Origin of the sequence: uncultured Methanobrevibacter sp. (genome assembly GCF_902774605.1) — an archaeon.
Taxonomy (GTDB): Archaea; Methanobacteriota; Methanobacteria; order Methanobacteriales; family Methanobacteriaceae; genus Methanocatella.
The window spans coordinates 1-21,552 of the sequence record NZ_CACYJE010000029.1; the positions used below are offsets into that span (position 1 = coordinate 1).

At 42.1% G+C, this 21,552-nt stretch carries 21 protein-coding genes and 2 tRNA genes; 8 read left to right on the forward strand and 15 right to left on the reverse strand.

Annotation, left to right across the window (positions count from 1 at the left end):
* Positions 1 to 64: 64 nt before the first annotated feature.
* From QZU77_RS06485 to tgtA, 4 genes are all read right to left on the reverse strand, one after another.
* Positions 65 to 138 (reverse strand) — tRNA-Gly (locus QZU77_RS06485).
* Between the two features lie 12 nt (positions 139 to 150).
* Positions 151 to 224, reverse strand: a tRNA-Gly gene (locus QZU77_RS06490).
* A gap of 77 nt (positions 225 to 301) precedes the next feature.
* A complete protein-coding gene (locus QZU77_RS06495) occupies positions 302 to 970 on the reverse strand; it encodes a class I SAM-dependent methyltransferase (RefSeq protein WP_295601805.1) in 669 nt (222 codons plus the stop codon).
* A 4-nt stretch (positions 971 to 974) separates the two neighbouring features.
* The gene (tgtA, locus tag QZU77_RS06500; RefSeq protein WP_295601809.1) at positions 975 to 2,954 is read right to left on the reverse strand and encodes a tRNA guanosine(15) transglycosylase TgtA; all 1,980 of its coding nucleotides are present in this window, start codon (positions 2,952 to 2,954) and stop codon (positions 975 to 977) included.
* Positions 2,955 to 3,130: 176 nt separating this feature from the next.
* On the opposite strand from tgtA, the gene QZU77_RS06505 reads away from it, so the two are divergent.
* Positions 3,131 to 4,348 carry an MnmC family methyltransferase gene (locus QZU77_RS06505; protein WP_295601812.1) on the forward strand — a complete coding sequence of 406 codons (1,218 nt, stop codon included), beginning with the start codon at positions 3,131 to 3,133 and terminating at the stop codon, positions 4,346 to 4,348.
* Here QZU77_RS06505 and QZU77_RS06510 read toward each other — a convergent pair.
* The 8 genes from QZU77_RS06510 to QZU77_RS06545 form a co-directional block, all read right to left on the reverse strand.
* Positions 4,338 to 6,209 carry a hypothetical protein gene (locus QZU77_RS06510; RefSeq protein ID WP_295601815.1) on the reverse strand — a complete coding sequence of 624 codons (1,872 nt, stop codon included), beginning with the start codon at positions 6,207 to 6,209 and terminating at the stop codon, positions 4,338 to 4,340. The two genes, QZU77_RS06505 and QZU77_RS06510, sit on opposite strands and share 11 nt — an antisense overlap.
* A gap of 360 nt (positions 6,210 to 6,569) precedes the next feature.
* On the reverse strand, positions 6,570 to 8,354 hold the full coding sequence (gene glmS / locus QZU77_RS06515) for a glutamine--fructose-6-phosphate transaminase (isomerizing) (RefSeq protein WP_295601817.1): 1,785 nt from the start codon (positions 8,352 to 8,354) through the stop codon (positions 6,570 to 6,572).
* Between the two features lie 6 nt (positions 8,355 to 8,360).
* Positions 8,361 to 9,077, reverse strand: coding sequence for a uroporphyrinogen-III C-methyltransferase (cobA, locus tag QZU77_RS06520; protein ID WP_295601820.1), 717 nt, complete (start codon positions 9,075 to 9,077; stop codon positions 8,361 to 8,363).
* Between the two features lie 13 nt (positions 9,078 to 9,090).
* On the reverse strand, positions 9,091 to 9,735 hold the full coding sequence (gene purQ, locus QZU77_RS06525; protein ID WP_295601823.1) for a phosphoribosylformylglycinamidine synthase subunit PurQ: 645 nt from the start codon (positions 9,733 to 9,735) through the stop codon (positions 9,091 to 9,093).
* 9 nt (positions 9,736 to 9,744) lie between these two features.
* On the reverse strand, positions 9,745 to 10,011 hold the full coding sequence (purS, locus tag QZU77_RS06530) for a phosphoribosylformylglycinamidine synthase subunit PurS (protein ID WP_295601826.1): 267 nt from the start codon (positions 10,009 to 10,011) through the stop codon (positions 9,745 to 9,747).
* Entirely contained in the window at positions 10,012 to 10,740 is a 729-nt protein-coding gene (purC, locus tag QZU77_RS06535; protein ID WP_295601829.1) for a phosphoribosylaminoimidazolesuccinocarboxamide synthase, read from the reverse strand.
* An 89-nt stretch (positions 10,741 to 10,829) separates the two neighbouring features.
* Positions 10,830 to 11,096: a hypothetical protein gene (locus tag QZU77_RS06540; RefSeq protein ID WP_295601832.1), complete on the reverse strand. Its 267-nt coding sequence runs from the start codon at positions 11,094 to 11,096 to the stop codon at positions 10,830 to 10,832.
* Between the two features lie 22 nt (positions 11,097 to 11,118).
* Complete coding sequence (locus QZU77_RS06545; RefSeq protein WP_295601835.1) at positions 11,119 to 11,505, reverse strand: flagellar protein, FliL; 387 nt, start codon at positions 11,503 to 11,505, stop codon at positions 11,119 to 11,121.
* Positions 11,506 to 11,601: 96 nt separating this feature from the next.
* Here QZU77_RS06545 and QZU77_RS06550 point away from each other — a divergent pair, with 96 nt between their 5' ends.
* Positions 11,602 to 11,811: a hypothetical protein gene (locus QZU77_RS06550; protein WP_295601838.1), complete on the forward strand. Its 210-nt coding sequence runs from the start codon at positions 11,602 to 11,604 to the stop codon at positions 11,809 to 11,811.
* 52 nt (positions 11,812 to 11,863) lie between these two features.
* On the opposite strand, the gene QZU77_RS06555 is transcribed toward QZU77_RS06550, so the two are convergent.
* Positions 11,864 to 13,351 carry a sodium-dependent transporter gene (locus QZU77_RS06555; protein WP_295601841.1) on the reverse strand — a complete coding sequence of 496 codons (1,488 nt, stop codon included), beginning with the start codon at positions 13,349 to 13,351 and terminating at the stop codon, positions 11,864 to 11,866.
* 254 nt (positions 13,352 to 13,605) lie between these two features.
* Between QZU77_RS06555 and QZU77_RS06560 the strand changes: the two genes are divergently transcribed.
* Entirely contained in the window at positions 13,606 to 15,114 is a 1,509-nt protein-coding gene (locus QZU77_RS06560; RefSeq protein WP_295601844.1) for a hypothetical protein, read from the forward strand.
* A 37-nt stretch (positions 15,115 to 15,151) separates the two neighbouring features.
* On the opposite strand, the gene QZU77_RS06565 is transcribed toward QZU77_RS06560, so the two are convergent.
* Complete coding sequence (locus QZU77_RS06565) at positions 15,152 to 15,613, reverse strand: flavodoxin (RefSeq protein ID WP_295601847.1); 462 nt, start codon at positions 15,611 to 15,613, stop codon at positions 15,152 to 15,154.
* A 160-nt stretch (positions 15,614 to 15,773) separates the two neighbouring features.
* On the opposite strand from QZU77_RS06565, the gene QZU77_RS06570 reads away from it, so the two are divergent.
* The 5 genes from QZU77_RS06570 to QZU77_RS06590 are packed head-to-tail and all read left to right on the forward strand — an operon-like array spanning position 15,774 to position 20,194.
* Complete coding sequence (locus QZU77_RS06570) at positions 15,774 to 16,535, forward strand: uroporphyrinogen-III synthase (RefSeq protein ID WP_295601850.1); 762 nt, start codon at positions 15,774 to 15,776, stop codon at positions 16,533 to 16,535.
* A gap of 7 nt (positions 16,536 to 16,542) precedes the next feature.
* Positions 16,543 to 17,637 carry a UDP-galactopyranose mutase gene (gene glf / locus QZU77_RS06575; RefSeq protein ID WP_295601852.1) on the forward strand — a complete coding sequence of 365 codons (1,095 nt, stop codon included), beginning with the start codon at positions 16,543 to 16,545 and terminating at the stop codon, positions 17,635 to 17,637.
* An 11-nt stretch (positions 17,638 to 17,648) separates the two neighbouring features.
* Positions 17,649 to 17,918, forward strand: coding sequence for a signal recognition particle subunit SRP19/SEC65 family protein (locus QZU77_RS06580; protein ID WP_295601855.1), 270 nt, complete (start codon positions 17,649 to 17,651; stop codon positions 17,916 to 17,918).
* Positions 17,919 to 17,920: 2 nt separating this feature from the next.
* The gene (gene recJ, locus QZU77_RS06585; RefSeq protein ID WP_295601861.1) at positions 17,921 to 19,330 is read left to right on the forward strand and encodes a single-stranded-DNA-specific exonuclease RecJ; all 1,410 of its coding nucleotides are present in this window, start codon (positions 17,921 to 17,923) and stop codon (positions 19,328 to 19,330) included.
* 60 nt (positions 19,331 to 19,390) lie between these two features.
* Complete coding sequence (locus tag QZU77_RS06590; protein WP_295601864.1) at positions 19,391 to 20,194, forward strand: winged helix-turn-helix transcriptional regulator; 804 nt, start codon at positions 19,391 to 19,393, stop codon at positions 20,192 to 20,194.
* Here the strand turns inward: QZU77_RS06590 and QZU77_RS06595 are convergent, their stop codons facing one another.
* Positions 20,195 to 21,472 carry a DEAD/DEAH box helicase gene (locus QZU77_RS06595; protein WP_295601858.1) on the reverse strand — a complete coding sequence of 426 codons (1,278 nt, stop codon included), beginning with the start codon at positions 21,470 to 21,472 and terminating at the stop codon, positions 20,195 to 20,197.
* Positions 21,473 to 21,552 lie beyond the last annotated feature (80 nt).

A 21,552-nucleotide genomic window follows, 5' to 3' on the forward strand; every position in this document is an offset into this window, starting at 1 on the left:
AACTAAAAATAGAGTATTTTTTTAACTAAATAAGTAATTTAAAAAAAAAGAATTTATAAGAAGATGCAGTCGCCGGGATTCGAACCCGGGTTGTAGGCTTGGAAGGCCCAAGTAATAACCAGACTATACCACGACTGCATAGATAAAAAATGCGGCGTCCGGGATTTGAACCCGGGTCTCTAACGTGGCAGGCTAGAGTCTTAACCAGGCTGGACTAACACCGCATGAAAACTAACAACAAATAAACTTATGTTTTAATCATATATAAATGTTTCGATTAAAATTGAAAAAATGAAAAAAATCAGATTTTAATTGCAGTAATGCAAATCCAATCGTTCTCATCATCAACATATGCCTTGAAATCCTTAAAACCGGTTTTTTCAAGAGATTCCTTCAGAACTTCCTCAGAATAGATTTTCATATCCAATAGTTCAACAAGATCATCATATTTCTCCATTTCACCCTCGCGATAAACCGCCTCATTGCAGAAAAATACAAGACCTCCCTTCTTCAAGACCCTGTTGACTTCCTTCAAATCGTTGATGAAGTCCGGCCAGAAGTATATTGTCTCAAAACCAGTCACTATGTCAAAGGTTTCATCGTAAAACGGCATGTCAGAGACTGATCCTTGCAAAACGTTGACTATTCCCTTGTCTATGCTTTCCTGGTTCAGCTTGATGGACTTTTCAACGCTGACTTCTGAATAGTCGATACCGACCACCCTGCCGTTTTCGGAAATCTGCTCGGCGAACCTTTCAATGTTTCTTCCGCCGCCGCATCCGATATCAAGGATTTTGCTGTCTTCGCGAATCTCGAAATGGGTAACTCCCCATTGCGCCATTGACTCGTGGGACTTGTTCATCCGGTCAAGGATCTGATGGCCCAATTCTCCAACCGGCTTTCTTGCGTTCTTGATTAATTCCTTATCTTCAATGTGGTGGCCAGTGTTGACCTTATCGTTGTCGCTCATAATATCACTTCTTCATTCCCTTACGTGTCTTGATTGCCTGTCCGGTCTGGAACTGTCCTATTTCACATGCGCCAAGCAATGCCTTGCCGTATGCAAGCAGCTTATCCTCTTCGTTAACTATTAGGACCTCATCGTTTGAGCGGATGTTCTCATCGCATTCAACTACAAACTTGCAGAACACGCTTTTGCCGTCAAGGGCGAATGGTTCTGAGTCCTTGTTCACAACTACACGGTTCTGTGGGTATGGCATCTTGTTGTGAAGTCTTTTAGCACCCTCTTTTGACAGTATCAAGTATGAATCTGATGCCCTCATATTGACAAGGAGCACTTTCCCGTCATAGATGTGTCTGATTTTACCGGTCTTTTTACTTTTCTCGATGTTTATGTTGCCGGTGAATATTGCTTCACCCGCTCCAACACCGAACTGGTAATCCGCTATTGCCTTGACCTTCTTGACATCATCCTTGACGTATCTGACCTCCACTGAAGGGTCGAGCTTATTGTACAGTCCTATGTCGAAGTCCCTCATGATTCTTGAGTGGATCAATACCTGGTCGTAGTATTCGACGAACTCGTTGATGAAGTCCTCTATGAATTCAAGGCTGTCAACGTCGCGTGTTTTCGGTGCGTCATTCTGGCTTAACGGGTAGACCTCATCTATTTCCAATGGTATTAGTCCGAATGGAATGTCCAACACCATGAAATCGGCATCATCCAGATCGATGTCATGCTGCTGGCCGTAGATGTAGAATTCCCCGAGTTTTCCTGATACGAATTTTGAGTAAGGTTTTCTTGTTGGAGGCAATATGACCAGGTCACGTTTTTTAGGCATTTCACGAAGCTTTTCAAGGTGCCTCAGCACTTCCGGCCTGAGAAGTGATTCTGGGCCTGTGTAGAAGAATGCTGATTTCTTGCTTCTTGGGTCGTATTTCTCCAAATCACGTGAGTATAGTCCGAGTTGCCTTCTTGCCTCCAGAAGTGAGGGGTGTGCTCGGCAGCGCTCCTCCACCAGCTCCATGAGGTTTCCGTCGTAGATGGCTTGTCTGATTAGTCTCAGCTCTGCGAATGACACGTGAAGGTTGTGCTGTGCTATCAGGTCCCTTCTCTGTTTTTTAGGCATTGCCCTCAAGTCATCGGGAGTGTATTTGCTGCACACTTCACATGAGCATGGCATTTCAGTGAGGTTTTCCAGCTTGAAGGTTCCTCGAGTGGATAAGAGCCTGTCATCCTCAGCATACAGTATGTATGCCGCTGAATCGAAAAGGTCACAGCCCATTGCCACGCACAATGCGAATATCATCGGATGTCCCGCTCCCATGAGGTGGCGTGGAGTGTCGTCGCCCAGTTCCTTCATGGAGTTCATAACGACATCGACCAGGTCCTTGTAGTGGTATGATTCCATCAGTGGCACGACTGCCCCGATAGGGTACAGGTCGGCGTCGAGCTTGGAGAGTTCCCTGGCGCATTCACGCCTCAAATCTAGGAATGTTGAGCCCTGTACAACGGAGTTCAGAAGCATTTCCATGCCCTGTTCCTTTTTGTATTCCACGGCTTCGCGCGCCCTTTCCAGTGTGATTTCAAGGTCGCTTTCCGCCTTTTCACGGTCCACAAACGGGGCTGTTGGAATGTCTAGGCTTGTTCCGATATCGGTTTTGATGAGTTCCTGGAACTCTATCACTTCCTTGTTGGTTATCTCCACATCCCCATAGACTGAAAGTTGGAATGATCCTGAATCCGTCATTATCGGACCGTCGAAGTTTATGAGCTTGTGCAGGCCTTCCTCTACCGCCTTTGCCTTTAGCTCTTCATCTTTATATATCAGATATGCATTGGTGATTACGATGTCGGCACCGTATTTGCCAACGTCTATCGCCTGTTTTCTTGGATGGATAACCGGCATCAGTGCGGGTGTCTTGACGTTTCCGTGTTTGGTTTTTAAAACACCTACACGACCCATATTATCTTTTGCTTTTATCTCAAACATTTGTTTTACCTTACTTTTTTTAATTAAAAATACTTTTAAATTAGAAATTATATAAAGTTTGCTCATTTAAGAAGTGAATATTTATTTCAAGTTGTCAGGCTTGAATATCAAATCAGTATTGTTGCCGTTAGATTAATTTTAATTAATATTAATGCTAAAAATTTAACCTAGATAAAATGAGTTATGAAGACAATGCCAGAATAATTAATGACGATATCTTCGACCTGGTCAATGAAGTTTTCGCCCAGGAAAGAAGTAGTGGAAATATTGAAAGAAGGGTTAATTTTTTTGATACTTATAATGATTACTTTGTTTTAACTGATGATGGATCCTATTCTATTAGTTCTAAGGAAATAAACCATAAAGTTGAAACGCTACATACATCTACCGGAGCAATAAGTGAGTCATTTGAGAAATTCATCCGGCCGATGAAGTTCAACTATGATGAAGACATTGCCATACTGGACATATGCGCAGGCCTGGGCTACAATTCATCTGCAGCAATAGCAGATTTCATGAAACACTCCAAGGCCAACTTGACAATCGACATGGTTGAAATATCCAAGGCAACATTCGCATGCGGACTTCTTGTGCCATCTCCAATACCAGAACATGACATCACCAAAAAGGCAATCGAGGACGAACTGATAAAACAGGACTATGCACATGTAAGCCTTGAGAAAGCGGAAATACCTGAAAACATTAGCCTCAACGTCTACATAGAGGATGCAAGGCAGACCGTGCAGAGACTTGATGACAATGCCTATGATGCAATATTCCTTGACCCGTTCAGCCAGAACATGGCTCCTGAACTCTTTTCACTGGAATTCTTCAAGGAGTTCAGAAGAGTGATCAAGGATGACGGGATAATAGCGACCTACACTTCATCCGCCCCCGTGCGTGCGGGATTCATAGACGCCGGTTTCTGCATCGGCCTCGGACCGATATTCGGAAGAAAGCAGGGAGGAACCCTTGCAAGCCCAAATCCGGAAATGCTTGACTATTCCCTTCCGAAAAACGATGAGATAAGAATAGCATTGTCTGATGTTGCAATACCGTTCAGGGACCCTGGACTAAACAATGACAGCGACACCATTCTGGAGGCTAGAACCGAGGAAAGGCATGATGCCCGCCACAACACCAAGATATCCTCCGCCGTCAAGACCCCAATATTTTTGGGCGACGAGATGGATGACGAGAAGCTTAAAAGGCGCGTTGAGAGAAACCTGAAAAAGATGAACATCCCATCAACAACCTCCCCTGAAGCATTCTACATCGTCGAGGTTGAAGACGACTACCGTGAAAAGCAGGATTCAATGAATAATTCAACATATAGGATTCTTGAAATGAAAAAAAGACTGGAAAAAGTAAAAAATGGGGAAATTATATTCTGACATAATTTCCGCTTTTAAGTATATAAGCCACTTCTTTTGATGAATGCACAGGACCATGCACTACAGTCAGGTGCTTTGGATTGTTATTGATGTGCTCCAAACCGAATATTGAGAAATCCGCATCACAATGATCACAGAAAATCATACCCTCAGTACTTCCTGGCTCCATACGACCGGTTGCTGGAAAAACAGCCACCTCTGTTGTCTCATCCCCTGCCCAGAACACGTCCCAGTACAGTTCATGATGGCCACAGTACGGACAGGTATTTTCAAACTCGGTCATGTACCAGTCCCAACCGTATTTGGATTCCTCGCCGGGCGCTGATGGCCTGCCGATTGCCAATATGGTCATTCCATCTTCGGAAACACCATACTTGCTGTAAGAGATACCCATCTTATCCTTAACCACGGATATCTGGCAGGTTACGGTGTAGCCGGTTTTCAGGTCCTTACACACAACCTTGTACTTGCCGACCGGGAACTTGAAGTCAACATGGGCAAATCCTTTCGAATTGGTCTTGACAATGTGCTTCACGCCGTCAATGGTAATCTGCATTTTAGTGTTCTTGGCAATCTTGCCGTTCTGCTTCAAGAGCTGCGCCTGGAACGCTGATGCCTGATTGTCAATCGCACCGATATCATGAGCCTTGATGGAAGCGAGCTTTACAGTGACCTTCTTGCTTAAGGTGTATTTGGTGTAAGGGTCAACTGACTTGAAAACATATGTTCCCCTGCTCAACTTGAACTTGACAGTGGCGACACCCTCGAAATTGGTCTTGACAGTCTTTTTGGCACCGTCAACATACACTTTCATCTTCTTGTTTTTAGCCAACTTGCCGTTGGTCTTGTGAAGTGTCACTTGGAATTTATTGGTTTTGCCTGTGAAAACAACCATGTTACTTGCGGACAATGGCGCTAGAATGGTTATCGTATTGGTTTTCCTCTCGCCGGTTTTCGGATTGACTGAAACAATCTTGTATTTACCCGGTGAGGAAATCACCTTAACGCTTGCAACACCCTTGGAATTTGTTTTCTTGTAAACGTAATGTCCCTTCACCTTGAATTTAACGTATTTCTTCTTGAGGACCTTGCCGTTGGTGCCGTAGAACTTGGCTGTGAATTTCTTAGAGTTCTTGTAGTACTTCTTGAGATTGGATGATGTGACTGATGATTTCACTGTTATCTTGTTTGAAATCTTAAAGCCGTTCGGATGAATGGCATACACCACATAGCTTCCAGCCTTCAAGTTCAAATCAAGACTGGCAACCCCTTTGGAATTGGTTTTTGCAGTATAGGTTTTTCCATTCAAGGTGAACTTGACCTTGGTGTTCTTTAATGCATTGCCATGTGAGTCCAGGAAAGTGGCAGTGTACTTGGCTGAGCTCTTATATGTCTTGGTCACGTCCTTTCCGGTTATGACAGGCAATACCTTGATCTTGTTTTTTGAAGTCACATTGGCGTAGCTTGCAAGTATCTCATAGGTGTCCGGATTCAAGTCTATGGGAAGTGAAACCTTTCCTGACGCATCGGTTGTTCTGATGTAGTCAACACCGTTCAATGTCAAAGTGACATTTGCGTTTGAAACAGGTTTGTCCCCATTGGACAGCACTGCCTGATATGTGGAATCACCCTTGTAATACATTTCAACATCACTGCCCCTTATAGAATAAGTGTCGTTTTGTTCAGGGTCAGCGGCTTGTTCATTTGTGGATAAAATATTGCTATCCCCCGATGGGGGCTCCTCATCCACTTCACCGGCAATCACGTCATCAGTTGAATTTGTCTCAACTGCACTTACGGCAGATACTGACAACATGAAAACCAATGTAATCAAAATCAAACATAATTTTTTATTAAACATACGTTAACTCCATTTAACATTTGTTCGTACTACATTCTATAATGTTTAATGTATAAAAAGCTTTTGATTTATAAAAAAAGCTTATAGATGTTTAATTTTGAAAAAATAAGTCAAAATAGATTAATAATAATTATAAAAAGGTTAAACTGATTGAAATTAACATCAAAAGATTAGCCATATTTAAAATGAAAATTTTTTTTAAAAATCCCATTTAAAATTACCTCAGGATATTGAAATAATCCATCAAAAGCCATCAAATAAAATCAATATTGCAATAATATCAAAGCATTCAATGACATGATTGATTTTAAAAAAAAGAAGTTTAAATAGCTTAAATCAAATTTAAGCTATGAATTTCAATTATTCTACAGTCACACATTTTGCAAGGTTTTTAGGCTTGTCAGGGTCGTGACCCTTCTCGAGAGTGATGTAGTAGGCAATCAGCTGCAAAGGCACAATATAAACCAATGGAGCAATGATTTCCTTAACTTCACTGTTTATTGCTATAACATCATTAGCTTTAGCCTTGAGTGATTCATCATCTGCTGAACCGATAGCCAGCACGTTAGCTCCACGAGACTTGACCTCTTCAAGATTGCTCATTGTTTTCCTATAGTTGTCCCCTGGAGGAATGATGACCACCACAGGGATTCCCTCATCAATCAGTGCCAAAGGCCCATGCTTCAATTCACCTGCAGCATATCCTTCACCATGAATATAAGTGATTTCCTTAAGCTTCAATGCGCCTTCAAGAGCTGTAGGATAGGAATATCCCCTGCCGAGGTAGAAGAAGTCCCTTGCATAATTATATCTTTTTGACAATTCCTTAACCAGCCCCTCGCTTTCCAATGCCTCGTCGATAAAGTCAGGGACGTTGTCGAGTTCCCTTAACAATTCAACATTCTTGGATATCAGGGCGGCCAGCAGGTATATTGCGGTCAATTGGGCAACATATGTCTTGGTTGCGGCAACTCCTATTTCCGGACCTGCCTGGGTTTGAATAACGTATTGGGCTCTTCTGGTGATTGATGAACCGGCAACATTAACTATTCCCAGTGTCTTTGATGTCTGATTGGCAACATCCAAAGCCTTGAGCGAGTCGGCTGTTTCACCGGACTGTGAAATGAAAATGACCAGAGTCTTGTCATTCAGGGTGTTTGCGGAGTACTTGAACTCTGATGCGAGAATGACATCGGTAGGTATTCCTGCAAGTGACTCGATTAAGTACTTGCCTGTCAATGATGCATGATAGGATGTTCCGCATGCGACAAAGCAGATTCTGTCGATATCGCCTGCATCGTCGATTATTTCCTGAATGTTGTCCTTTTGGGTCAATGTGTTTCTCACGGCAGTTGCCTGCTCGTTGATTTCCTTGATCATGAAATGGTCATATCCTTCCTTTTCAGCCATTTCAGGTGTCCAGTTGATTGTGTCTATTTCCTTGTTGACCACATTGTCGAACTCATCATGAACAACAACGCCATCCTTGTCCAGAATAACGATTTCACCCTTTTCAGGGTAAATTATATCACGAGCGTATTTTAAAATAGCCGGGGAATCGGATGCCAAGTAATATCCCTCTTCACCGATTCCGACAATCAATGGGGAGTCCTTACGGGTTGCAACAATCTTGTCAGGTTCGTTTGTGCTTATTGCCGCTATCGCATAAGCCCCCTCTATCACGTCGATTGTTTTTCTTACCGCATGCTCAAGGTCGAATTTCTCGGCCATGAACTTCTGAATCAAGTGAGGTATGACTTCAGTGTCAGTGTCTGACTTGAACACATGACCTTCAAGTATCAGCTTCTCCTTGATTTCAAGGTAGTTTTCAATGATACCATTATGCACGACAGCAACGGTATTGTCCTCGTCAATGTGAGGGTGTGAATTCAGTTTTGAAGGGTCTCCATGTGTAGCCCATCTCACATGCGCTATGCCAAAGTTTCCAGGCATGTCAGTCAAATCCAGTGACTTGTCCACTTCCTGGATTTTGCCCTTATCTTTTTTTATGTGGATCTTATCGTCGCTGAATGTGGCAAGACCTATTGAATCGTATCCACGGTATTCCAATTTTGATATGCAATCAAAGAGTATTGGAGCCACATCAGTGTCTTCCTTTAATATACAACCTACAATACCACACATATATTATCACCTTTGATAATCGTAAATTTCCTTATACATGTTCACAACATCCCCTATTATAAGTATTGCCGGGGTGTTGATTTGCTTGTCTGAAATGTCACCCAATGTTCCGAACACCAGGTTTTCGTCAGGCAGCGTTCCGCTTTCAACCGCACATACTGGAGTGTCCGGTGAGCGGTATTTCATGATTTCTGTAGTGTTTTCCTTAATATTGCCTATTCCCATCAGTATGATTAATGTATCTGCAGTGTAATCCCAGTGCACTTGGCTTTCAGGTTTTGTCGGGTCCTCATGGCCTGTCACGATAGTGACTGAGGTCGCCACTGCCCTGTGGGTTACTGGTAGTCCGAGAGAGGTTGGTGCTCCAATAGCTGAAGTTACACCTGGAATTACTTCAAATTTGATATCATGTTCCATTAAAGCCAATATCTCTTCTCCTCCACGACCGAAAACGAAAGGGTCTCCGCCCTTAAGCCTTACAACGTTTTCATGATTTTGGGCCTGTTCGATGATCAGCTCATTGATTTCATCCTGAGTCTTGTAATGCTCGCCCGCCTTTTTGCCCACATATATTTTTTCTGCAGTTTCCGGAGCATGAGCAAGTATTTCCTCATTAGCCAAATAATCATATAATACTACATCAGCTTTATTCAATGCCTTTACGGCTTTAAGAGTTATTAAATCAGCATCTCCAGGTCCTGCACCAATTAAATAAACTACCATTATATCACTTTATCTATAAAAATCCTTTAAAGAAGTTTAAACCATCATCTGAACCGAATATTTCCTCACATGCTCTTTCAGGGTGAGGCATCATTGCGCATACAAGACCTGATTCATCGCAGACGCTTGTAATCGCTTCCATTGAGCCGTTAGGGTTTTCGCCCTCGAACTGCAATACGATCTGGTCCTGGTCTTTTAAAAGGTCAATGTCTTCAGTGTAGAATCTTCCTTCAGCGTGTGCTATCGGAAGCCTGATGATCTGGTCTTTCTCGAATGCCTTTGTGAATGGGGTTCTTGAGGTTCCGACTTTAAGCTCAACCCATTCGCAGTTGAATTTAGGGTACTCGTTTGTGATGAATATTCCAGGGACAAGGCCTATTTCACCTAGGATCTGTGCTCCGTTACATATTCCAAGCACTGGTTTTTCTTCCCTCACCAATTCCTTGATTCCATCGATTACCGGTGTGATTGATGCCATTGCACCTGCCCTCAAGTAGTCACCGTATGAAAATCCTCCTGGAATCACGATTCCATCATAGTCTGCGAGTTTCTCTTCACTCCACCAGACATATTCAGGAGTCATGCCTGCCAGCTCAATGGCTTGTGCTACGTCACGGTCGCAGTTGGTTCCTGGAAATCTTATTACTCCTATTTTCATGATTCCACCTTATTTACCGCAAGCCATGTTTTGTGGAATAACATTAATCTTATAATCATGGATTACAGGATTGCAGAGTAACCTTTCACACATGTCAGTCACGTTTTCCCTGATTACTTCCCTATCTTCGCCTTCCATTTGGAACTTGATTATTTCATCGGTCTTAACGTTCTTCACAGTGTATCCTAGCAAGTCAAGGGATCTTTCAATTGTACTTGCTTCAGGGTTCAGCATGCCGCTTTTAAGAGAGATTTTAACTTCAATATCAAATAACATTTAAATCACCTTTTCATCATCTGGAATGATTCTATTATATACTTCAATGTAAGCTTCCATTACTTCATCGTCTTTTCCTTTTCTGAACAGTTCCTTGTCCAGCATCTCCAGGGTTTCACTGTCCCATAGCCTGCATCCGTCAGGGGAGATTTCGTCACCTAAAAGAATGTTTCCATCCTTGTCCTTACCGAACTCGACCTTATAGTCAACGAGAATGATTCCTGCATCAGCGAAGAATTTGGTCAGTATCCCATTGATTTTCAGTGCCTTTTCTGTTAGGATGTCTATTTCCTCTTGGGTTGCTATTCCTAATGCCTTTATGATGGAATCGTTCAGCATAGGGTCATGGTATTCATCTGCCTTGAAATCCATTTGCACAATCGGCGGCTCGAGTCTTGTGCCGTCTGCTATCGGGTATTTGCGGACAAGACTGCCGGTGGCAATGTTTCTAACGATGACTTCGATTGGAATCATTTCAAGTTTTTTTGCAAGCATCACATTTGGCTCCGGCAGGTCGATGAACTGGGTTGCAACGCCGTTTTCCTCTAGCACCTTGAAGATTTTAGCGGAAATCACCGCATTGTAAGCGCCCTTATTGTTCATCACTTCTTTTCTTTCACCGTCACCGGCTGTCATGTCGTCTCGAAACTCGATGATGACCTCATCGTCATTGTCGGTTGTGAATACGCTTTTCACTTTTCCACTGTTAATTAACTCTTTTTTGTTCATGATATCAACAAAATTATTAAATTATTATAATATAATTTTTGATTTTAATATTATATAAAAATTAGTTAAAAAATAGAAAAAAATAAGGGTTATAGTTTGCTGATTGGAATTCCTTCGCCTTCACTTTTGGAAAACTTCATTCCATTCAGCAATCCGTTGGGAAGCTCTGACATGATGATGATGGGAAACTCCTCTTCCGGTTTTATAAACATCATGTGAGTAACGTCCTGACGTGTCCTAACCACTATCTTATAATCATTGTCATTTTTTGTCAAATCCCCGTCCAGAAATACCTCGTTGAATGTCTGGTTGAGAAGATAATCGGGCAATTCAACATCAATTTGAAAGTGACTCAACAATTCGGTTAAAATCATTTAATCATTCCATGCTTGGAAGCTTGTCCTGGTCTGACTCGTATGATGAACCGATCAGATCACCGGTTTCAGTGTCGTATTGTCTGAATCCACCGTCATCATATGTTACTTCACGATAATATCCTTCACCGTTTTGGGCATTGAATTTAACTTCCTCGCTTACGATATTGCTTACCTTATCGACTATTGACCCGCCAGATGAAGAATCGCTTGAGCCTGAACTGTCTGAAGATGCAACATTACTTACTTTATCTATTACGTTACTGACTGGATTTGACTCGCCGTCACCCATTCCGATTCCGCTTTCGCTCATCACATGGAATGCTGCAGCGCCGCCAACAACTATTACAGCTGCGATTATTGCTAAAATTATTAAAATAAAGCCTTTCATATTTTCACCTCATTAAGCTTTTCAATAATTATTTAAAATAAGTGATTTAAATACTTTTCTATCAATTTAAATATTACAAAATAAAAACTATTACACATGAACATGAAAAACACCATGATACTGCTCATATTCCTACTGTCAATATTGGGCCTGCTCGTCGGAGTGCACTATAGCGGGGACATAGACAGTGAAAACTCTCATGAAAGCCATTGGGAGAGAATATATGATGACCATGATGGCGTATTTACCGTCACCCTTGAAAAAAAATATGATCACTCTTTACAAAGTGACATGACAGGCAATTGACTAAAAAAAATAGATTGAAGGCCAGATTAATCAATCCAACCTTTTTTTAAATTCAAACCCTCTCATCAGCATTTTCCCATTCAGGGTTTTTAGCCGGAAGAAGAGTGAATATCAATGTTGCTACAATCAATATTATCGCTGAGACGAGTGTGAAAATCAGCTGGTCGTTTGTTCCGACCTTAATAACATCAATCATTCCGCCAATCCAAACGATAGCTACGAATATTGGTAGAATGTATTTGACAACGACAATCCACCATTTACCCAGCTTGATTGTTTTTGATCTTGAATTCAAGAAATCGACGAGTTTATCAGCCTTGAATATCCATGCAAAGATGATGCACTCCATGATTACTCCGAAGAGTATTGCAATCTGGTTTATGAATGTATCCACGAATCCCAGTATAGAACTTCCGTAAGCGGTGGCGTAAATCATTGAGACTGCAGCACCGACAATGATGAGTATTGTCATTGTTCTTTTCCTTGAAAGAGCGAACTTGTTCTGTATTGAAAATGATAACGGTTCGATAGTGGACAATATGCTTGTCAATCCAGCAAGATAAACTGTAAGGAAGAACAATGGTCCAAGCACATAAGCCCATTGACCCAGTACGTTGAATACTGTAGGGTATACAATGAACACCAGTCCTGTTCCCTGGGTCACAAGGTCAGACACTGCAGTGCCTGACTGAAGGGACATGTACCCTAGAATTGAAAACACGCCCAATGCCGCGAAATTCTCGAACAAGGAGTTTGCAAGTGCGATTGAAATGGTGTTAGTGATTAAATCCGAATCATCCTTAGTGTAGCTTGCATATGTGAATGCGATTGACATTCCCAAGCTCAATGAAAATACGATCTGTCCGAATGCAGCCATCCAGATTTCAAATTTGCCCAGAAGTGACCAGTCCGGATGGAAGAGTTCCGCAAGGCCTATTGACGCACCAGGCAAGGTGAGTGAGAATCCGACGATTATCACCATGATGATGAACAATGCAGGCACGAGGATTTTTGAGACTTTTCCAAGTCCCGCTTCAAGGTCACGGTGTGAAATAAACCATATTATCACCCAACCGACAAGCATCGCAACTGCGATTAGCGGTATGAAGTGGAACATTCCATTCATTGATTCTGAGGATTGAAGGAGTGTTGCGGTAAAGTAAGTGTTGGGGTCTGCTCCCCATCCCTTGAAGAAGCTCAGAATCATGTATATTCCATCCCAACCGAGGATAGCTGAGTAATATATCATAATCATAAAAACTGCCACTGGCAAAAACCAGCCTAAATATTCCCATTTGGAGTTGATCCTTTTCACCGCTTTTGCGAATGAAGATTTGAAATTGTACCCCACGCCATACTCAAGTATCAGGAACGGGATTCCCATCAAAAGGATTGCCACGATGTATGGAATGTAGAACGCTCCCCCTCCGTTGGAGTAGAGCACGTACGGGTATCTCCAAATGTTTCCAAGTCCAACTGCAGAACCTATCATTGCAAGGATGAATGATAAGTTACTGCCCCATTCATTTTTATCTGCCATATTTACATTTTCCTATGAATTATATTCAATATATTATATTTTAAATAATAAAAACATTTAGATTTTTAAAAACTAAGGCATAATCCCCAAAAAATATAATCCGCAAATCCCTATTTTGAATAAACATGCCATTAATTAAATTATATAAAGATAAAATTACAATTTTATAAATATTTATTATAATTTTATATATTTATTAAACAATATTCTAAATAATCAAAACACTTAAATATTACATTCGAGTTATTACTCTTATGAATAAGAAATACATCATTGCAATAATTGCAATCATAATAATAATTTGTGCTGGTGCGTTTGCACTGACAAATAGCTCAAACAATGCCCAAGCAAGCATTGATGCAAATGCACTGGAAGACAGGGGCAACCTGGTCGTTGACTCTGAAAGCCTGGATGAGAACAATGGATTGTATCACACTGACAGTGCAGATGTAAACTCCATACTTGTTAAGAATGGAGGAGCTTTAAAATTAGCCAACTCCATCATCAACAAGACCGGCGACACTGCAACTACTGGTGATGATGCTGACTTTTACGGTGTGAATTCCGCCGTTCTAGTCAATACCAACGGTACGCTCGATATTTCAAACGTTGAAATCAATACCGATTCCAAGGGTTCCAACGGAATTTTCGTAACAAACAGCGAGGCTTCCACAAGCAGCGGCGATTCCGCTCAAAGTGGTGCAGGCGAAAGCAGCCAGCCACCTGAAGCCACTGGAAATGGCGGCGGTGAAGGCGGACAGCCTCCTGAAATGCCAAGTTCAGACAATGGAGGACAGGCTCCTGAAGGAAATGGTGGCGGAGAACAGCCTGGACAGGCCACTGTTGAAGGCTCAACCGAAGCGACAATAAACAACGTGAAAATCACCACCCATTCAGACAAGTCAAGGGGATTGGATGCAACCTACAGCGGCAAGATAACCGCCGACAATGTGGTCATTAAAACCGACGGTCAAAGCTGCGCTGCTCTTGCAACAGACCGTGGAGAAGGAGAGGTTCATGTTAAAAACTCAGACATAAACACCGGTGTGAGCAAGGACAGCGGCAGAGGATCTCCTTTAATATATTCCACAGGAAACATCACAGCCGAGAACACCAAGGGTACCGCATACGTTTCACAGATTGCCTGCATTGAAGGTAAAAACAGCATTGAACTGAGCGATTGTGACCTTACAGGATATGCTCAGGGAAACAGGCAGGACGGAGACTCTTGGGTTGATTTGGGTGGAGTGTTCATCTACCAGAGCATGAGCGGTGACGCTGATGTTGGAACAAGCCATTTCACTGCCAAAAACTCCAAGCTGACAATACCTGAAGATTCACCTGTTTACAGTGAGGCGCCGATGTTTCATGTGACCAACACAGCATGCGTTATTGATTTGGACAATGCCGAATTGAGTTTCGGTAGCGGAATATTCCTGGAAATAGCCGGCCAGAACCAGTGGGGAAGTGAAGGCTCCAATGGTGGAGTTGCCGAGTTGAATACTGACAATGAGAAAATCGACGGCAATGTCATTGTGGATTCCATAAGCAGCCTGACCTGGAACATGAAAAACACTGAGTTCAAGGGTGCCGTTAACTCTACCGGCAACACTACCGTTAACGTTGGTGAAGGTTCAACCTGGACATTGACTGGCGACAGCACTGTTTCCTCTTTAAGCGTTTCTGGAAACATTGAGTATGGTGAGCACTCATTGACTGTTGACGGCAATACATACAACAGCTCTAATCCTTTTAAAGGATAGGAAAGATTAGTAATTCTTTCCTAATTTTTCTATTTTTTTATTCTTCAATCCATTCTTTTGCTTTTGAAACATCACCCATGAAGCGTATTCCCTTAGCGAAATCAAGTTCAGGATATGCTTTTTGAAGGTCGCTTACACAACCGTCGATTCCGGTTCCTCCGGATGTGCAGAATGCCTTGATTTTCTTGCCTGTCAAGTCAACGCTTTCTATGAATGTGTTGATTATTGTAGGTGCTGTGTACCACCATACCGGAAAACCGATGACTACGGTGTCGTATCCGCTCACGTCACAGGTTTCTGCGATTGGTGGCCTGAAGCTTTTGTCGTTCATCTCGATGGTTGACCTTGACTGCTTGTCCATGTAATCGAGGTCCGCCGGTGTGTAAGGTTCCACTGGCTTTATTTCAAAAATGTCATATCCGTTTTCGTCAGCTATCTTTTCAGCGACCCTTTTGGTTGCGCCGCTTGCTGAGAAGTATGTCACTAATACATTGCTCATATTTATCACCTAAATTAAGATAGATTGAACTCATATATAATTGTTTACATTTGCAACAATCATCACATGCAAAAATCAAAATTGGAATGCGACAAACACAAGATAATATAAACATCCTAATATAAATATATAATATTATTAAATAATGAAGGTAAATATCATGTCAAAACCTGTCGTTGCAATAACAAGACCTATTGACAGAGCACAGAAAGCCTGTGAAATAGTTGAAGGATTAGGCGGAGAGGCATTTCTAGCCCCAACACTTGATTTGAAACCGGTAAACACTGATTCATTGAAGGAACTGGTGGCTCGAAAGGATGAGCTTGACTGGATAGTGTTCACATCACCGACAACAATCGTGTCCCTGAACAAGTTCTACCCGGGATTCATCGAAAGCCTGGAATGCAAATTAGCAGTAATTGGGAATAAAACCGGTAAATTGGCTGAAAAACAGGGCGTTAAAGTGGATTTGATGCCTGATGACTTCACCGCTGAGGGATTGGTTGAGGAGTTCTCAAAACAGAAAATAACCGGAAAGACCATAGGAATACCAAGAACCGCTTCCGCAAGGTCCACCCTACCTGAAGGCCTGGAAAAGCTTGGAAACAAAGTGATTCTTGCAGAAGCCTACAAGTCACTGTTTCCAATGGATGAGAAAAAGGTTCAAGAGCTGATATCAAAAATTGAAAATCATGAAATCGATGCGATAACATTCACAAGCCCATTGACCGTGGAGAACTTCTTTGAAATAGCTGACGATAAGGAAAAGCTGGCCAAGCTTTTAAATGACAATCTCTTGACCGTAAGCATCGGCCCGATTACGGCGAAGGTTTTGGACAAGTACAATATCGACTATGTATACCCAGACACCTACACTGTGCCTGACATGATGGAATTATTATTTGAAAAGATTAACGAGTGATTATATTATGACTGACTACAAGTATGTTGTTGTCGGAGCGGGATTGTCCGGCCTGACAATAGCTGAAAGAATTGCAAACGAGCTAGACGAGCAAGTGCTGATTATTGAAAAGCGTGACCATATCGGAGGAAACGTCTATGACTTCTACAAGGACGATTTATTAATCCAGAAATACGGTCCCCACATCTACCACACCAATGAAAAGAAGGTTCATGATTACCTCTCACAGTTCACAGAATGGATCGATTACGAGCATAGGGTATTGAGCTGCGTTGACGGCAAGCTCGTGCCAATGCCGATCTGCATCGACACCCTGAACGCACTCTATGGCCTTGACCTGGATGAGGAGTCCATGCACGAGTGGATTGATGAGCACAAGGAGGACATTGATGAGGTGAAATCCTCCGAGGACGTGGTTTTGAAAAACGCTGGAAGGGACATCTATGAGAAGCTCTTCAAGAACTACACCGAGAAGCAATGGGGAACATCCGCCGCAAATTTAAGTCCCACTGTAATATCAAGAATTCCATTCAGATTCAATCATGACACCAGGTATTTCGAGGACACATATCAGGGAATGCCTAAGGAGGGCTTCACCAGGATGTGTGAAAACATGATAAAATCCGACAATATCCATGTTGGACTCAAGGCGGACTATAAGGATTATATCGACAGGATAAACTACGAGACCCTCATATATACCGGCCCTATCGATTACTTCTACGATTACAAGTACGGGGAACTGTTGTATCGCTGCTTGAACTTCGTTTATGAGATACTGGATGAGGACTCCTATCAGGAGGTCGGTGTTGTCAACTACCCTAATCACCCATACTTCACAAGAATAACCGAGTTCAAGAAGCTGACCATGCAGGATGTTGAAGGCAAGACTGCAATCATGAGAGAGTACCCTGGCTTCAACGGCGAGAAATGCTATCCTTACCCTACCAAGGAATATCTTGACAAGTTCAAGCTCTACGAAGCGGAAATGGAAAAGGAGGAAAACGTGATTTTTGCAGGCAGGCTCGCTAAATATAAATATTACAATATGGATTTAGTCGTCAAGGACGCATTGGAAATCTTTGAAAATCAAATTAAATAGGTGAAAAGAATATGATTACTATTTGGCCACAATACCTGGACAGGACATTGTCCCTCAAGGAAGGGCGCAAGATCTCCCTGGAGGACAGTGTCAAGGAACCTTCAATCAATGAGATTGAAAGAGCATTGAAAAGACTTAACCTGCACTACAGCATTCAAAAGGAAAACGCTTACCCTGGAAAATGGTATGAGAAATCCGGAAGGGTGCTTGTCGAGTGGGAAGGAACAAAACTGGAATTGATACGCACCGTTAGCCTAGAGATAAAGAACATGAGAAACTGATTATTATGCAAATACCACAACTAATGTCTGAACAATACCGAGAGGCACGCAGCATCATCGAATCATCCGATGACATTAAAGTGTACTCACATATCGACTGTGACGGGATTTGTTCAGGCGCAATCCTATCAACCATACTAGACAGACAAAATAAGGACCATGAAATCGAGTTCGTCAACCTCGACGTTCTTGATGACCTTGAGCTTACACATGAGCTGACAATATTTTCGGACTTGGGTTCAGGCCAGAGAATCGACACAAAAGCCAAGGAAGGTCAAAAAATCCTTATTCTAGACCACCATCCCCCATTGAGGGACCTTGACTATAGAAACGACAAGAACTACACTTACCTGGAAATCAACCCAATCCACCATGGAATTGACGGTTCATATTACGTGTGCGGAGGAGGATTATGTTATTTCCTCGCTAAAGAGTTCGGATATGATGATTTGAGCTGGATTGGAGTGTTATCCGCCATTGGAGATATGCAGAATACTCGCACTGGCCACTTTGAAGGATTGAATGAAATCATCCAGCAGGACGCCATCGACGGAGGATACCTCAAGCTCACAAAAAACGACATCAACATCTATGGAAGGAATACCCGGCCACTGTTCATGGCATTGTCCTATTTCAGTGATGTGAAGCTTCCGATAACCAACAACACCAACGAGACAATGGCCGTTCTGGAGGAGCTTGGAATTGATGAAAAGCACAACCGAAAGACATTGAATCAGTTGACCATGGAGGAAAAGGGCAGGCTTTACCAGTACCTTTTTGGAATGATTTCAAAAGTGGTTCCGGGAAGGTATGTGCAGTACATCTCAAGGCTTATCATCGGGGACTCCTACACTTTCCTCAAGGAGGATCCATCCAGTTTTCTGCGTGACGCATCTGAATTTTCAACTGCCATGAATGCGTGCGGAAGAAACCATGAGGAAAAGATAGCCATGGAAGTTCTTAAGGGAGACCGTTTTGTTGAACTTGACCGTTTGGAAGGTGTTAGCCGTGACCATAGGCGCAATCTTGCACAGGCCATTGAAAGAGTTACTGCAGATGCGGAGTCAAGTATAGTTGAACTTGAAAACCTTCAATACTTCGACGGAACAGGCATCAAACCAGAGATAGTGGGTACTGTAACCGGTATGATTCTCGGACACTGTAATTGGAAAAAACCAATTATAGGATTTACCCAAACAGATAATGAGGGCATTAAAGTTTCCCTAAGGTGCTCTAGGCTCCTATCCTACGATGGAATACACTTCGGTAACATAATTCGTAAGGTGTCAAGTGATGTTGGAGGCTCAGGAGGAGGCCATTCAATGGCTTGCGGAGCATACATCCCAATTGATAAAAAAGAAGAATTTTTAAGCCGATTCAATAATGAATTAAATGGCAAATTAACAAATTAAATTTATATAGTATAAAGATAAAAATAGTAATTATTCAATTACAATTGAGGAATGAAAATGATGAAAGCATTTAAAAAAAGAGGTGCACTTACACATTTCCAAATATTAAGTGAAATATCCAAGCAGGACCCACACCTCAAACAAAAAGATTTGGCTAAAAAATTAGGGATAACAATACAAGCTGTATCCGAAAACATCAAGACACTAATCGAATTAGGCTACATTACATCAAAAGACGGAAGATCACCATATAAAATAACCCAAACAGGTATAGACAAAGTTAAAAAAGATGCAATTAGCTTAAGAAAATATTCAGACTCCGTTCTCGAAACAATGAACCATTACAAGACCATCTGGCCGGCAATCGCTAAAGAAGACCTTAAAAAAGATGACATTGTCGGATTGTATATGGATGATGGAGTATTGTATGCTCACAAGAAAGAGGAAAACGCTACAGGTGTCGTTTTAGATGATGCCGAAGCTGAAATGGATGTTTCCCTAACCAATCTCACAGGAATCATTGACATGAAAGTGGGTGAAGTCACAGTCATCAATGTTCCAACCATCAAGGACGGCGGATCCAAAACATGCGACATGGACCTAATCAAGCACGTCTATGAGAATGGAACCAACAGCGGCGAAGCGATTGATAAAATTGCAGTTGCAGGTACCGTTTCACGTGCAGTCGCTAAAAAACTAGGTTTGAATATTGACATTGAATATGCCGCTCCTCAAGCAACCGCAAATGCTGCCCGTAAAGGATTGAACGTTCTTGCAATCTGTGTCGGTGACATGAGCAAGGCATTCACCCGTGAACTTGAAAAAGAAAAAATCAAATTTAATATCATAGATGGTGGAAAATAATCAATTTTCCCTCATCATCTTCAACAGACCAGCCGCCATTTTCAAGTAATCTTTTTTTGGATAATTATCCCTGATAACCTTAACATAATCATCCAAATCATCATCCTCAATGTGACGCCTCGCATTATCCAATATCTGCTTGTTTTTAATTTCATTTATCTCATCGTGCGTGGGCAACTCCTTTTCAATGATTTTGACTTTATTATTCTTTTTAATATTATTGAAACGGGAATGCTCATCCTTTGAAACCAGCATGAATGCCATTCCATTCTTGCCGGCCCTTGCTGTTCTTCCGATTCGGTGAATGTAGTCGTCATGGTTTTGGGGAACATCATAGTTTACGATGACATCCACATCATCAATGTCCAGTCCACGTGCTGCGACATCGGTTGCCACCAGAATCCTGATGTTTCCGTTCCTGAACTTGTTCATCACCTTGTCGCGTGTCTTTTGAGTCATGTCCCCGTGAAGACTGTCAACTGGGAATTCCTGTTTTTTCAGGTGCTTTGCCACATAATCAACGCTTTTCTTGGTGTTGCAGAATATCAATGCATGATTCACGCCATATGCCTCGATCAGCCTTGCCAATCCATCGAACTTTTCCTTGATGCTGCATTTGAATGCGTATTGCTTGATTTTTGGAATGTTTTGTTTTTTATCAGTGATTTTTATGAACTTCGGATTTTTCTGATACTTCCCGGCAATCTGCTTTATCTCTGATGGTATTGTGGCTGAAAACAGTAATGTTTGCCTTTGAAGTGGTGTCTTGGCCAGTATCGTTTCAATGTCTTGCCTGAATCCCATTTCAAGCATCTCATCGGCCTCATCCAGAACAACGCTTTCAACACCGATCAGTTCAAGATTGCCCCTTTCAATATGGTCGATCACTCGTCCAGGGGTTCCGACGACAACGTGAACTCCCTTTTTAAGCACTCTTGTCTGCTTGCCGATTGGCTGGCCGCCGTAAACCGCAAGGACCTTGAATTTCTTGAGTTTTGATCCGAGCTTTTCAACCTCATCGGCCACCTGCATGCATAGTTCCCGTGTAGGGCACAGTATGATTGCCTGAGGGGACTTGTCAGGCAGGAAGATTTTAGACAGCACCGGGATGGCGAATGCAAGGGTCTTTCCCGAACCCGTCTGGGCCTGGCCTATCAAATCCAATCCTTTTAGGGCTTCAGGTATGGCTTTCTTTTGAATAGGTGTTAATTTTTGAAACCCCATGTCGTTTATGGAGTCTTTTAGTTCATTGGGAATGTTTAAATCATTGAAATTCATTAATCATAATATTTAAAAACAAATAGAAATGAAAGATTATATATAATGCCAAATATTAACATTATTTTTGAATACTTTTT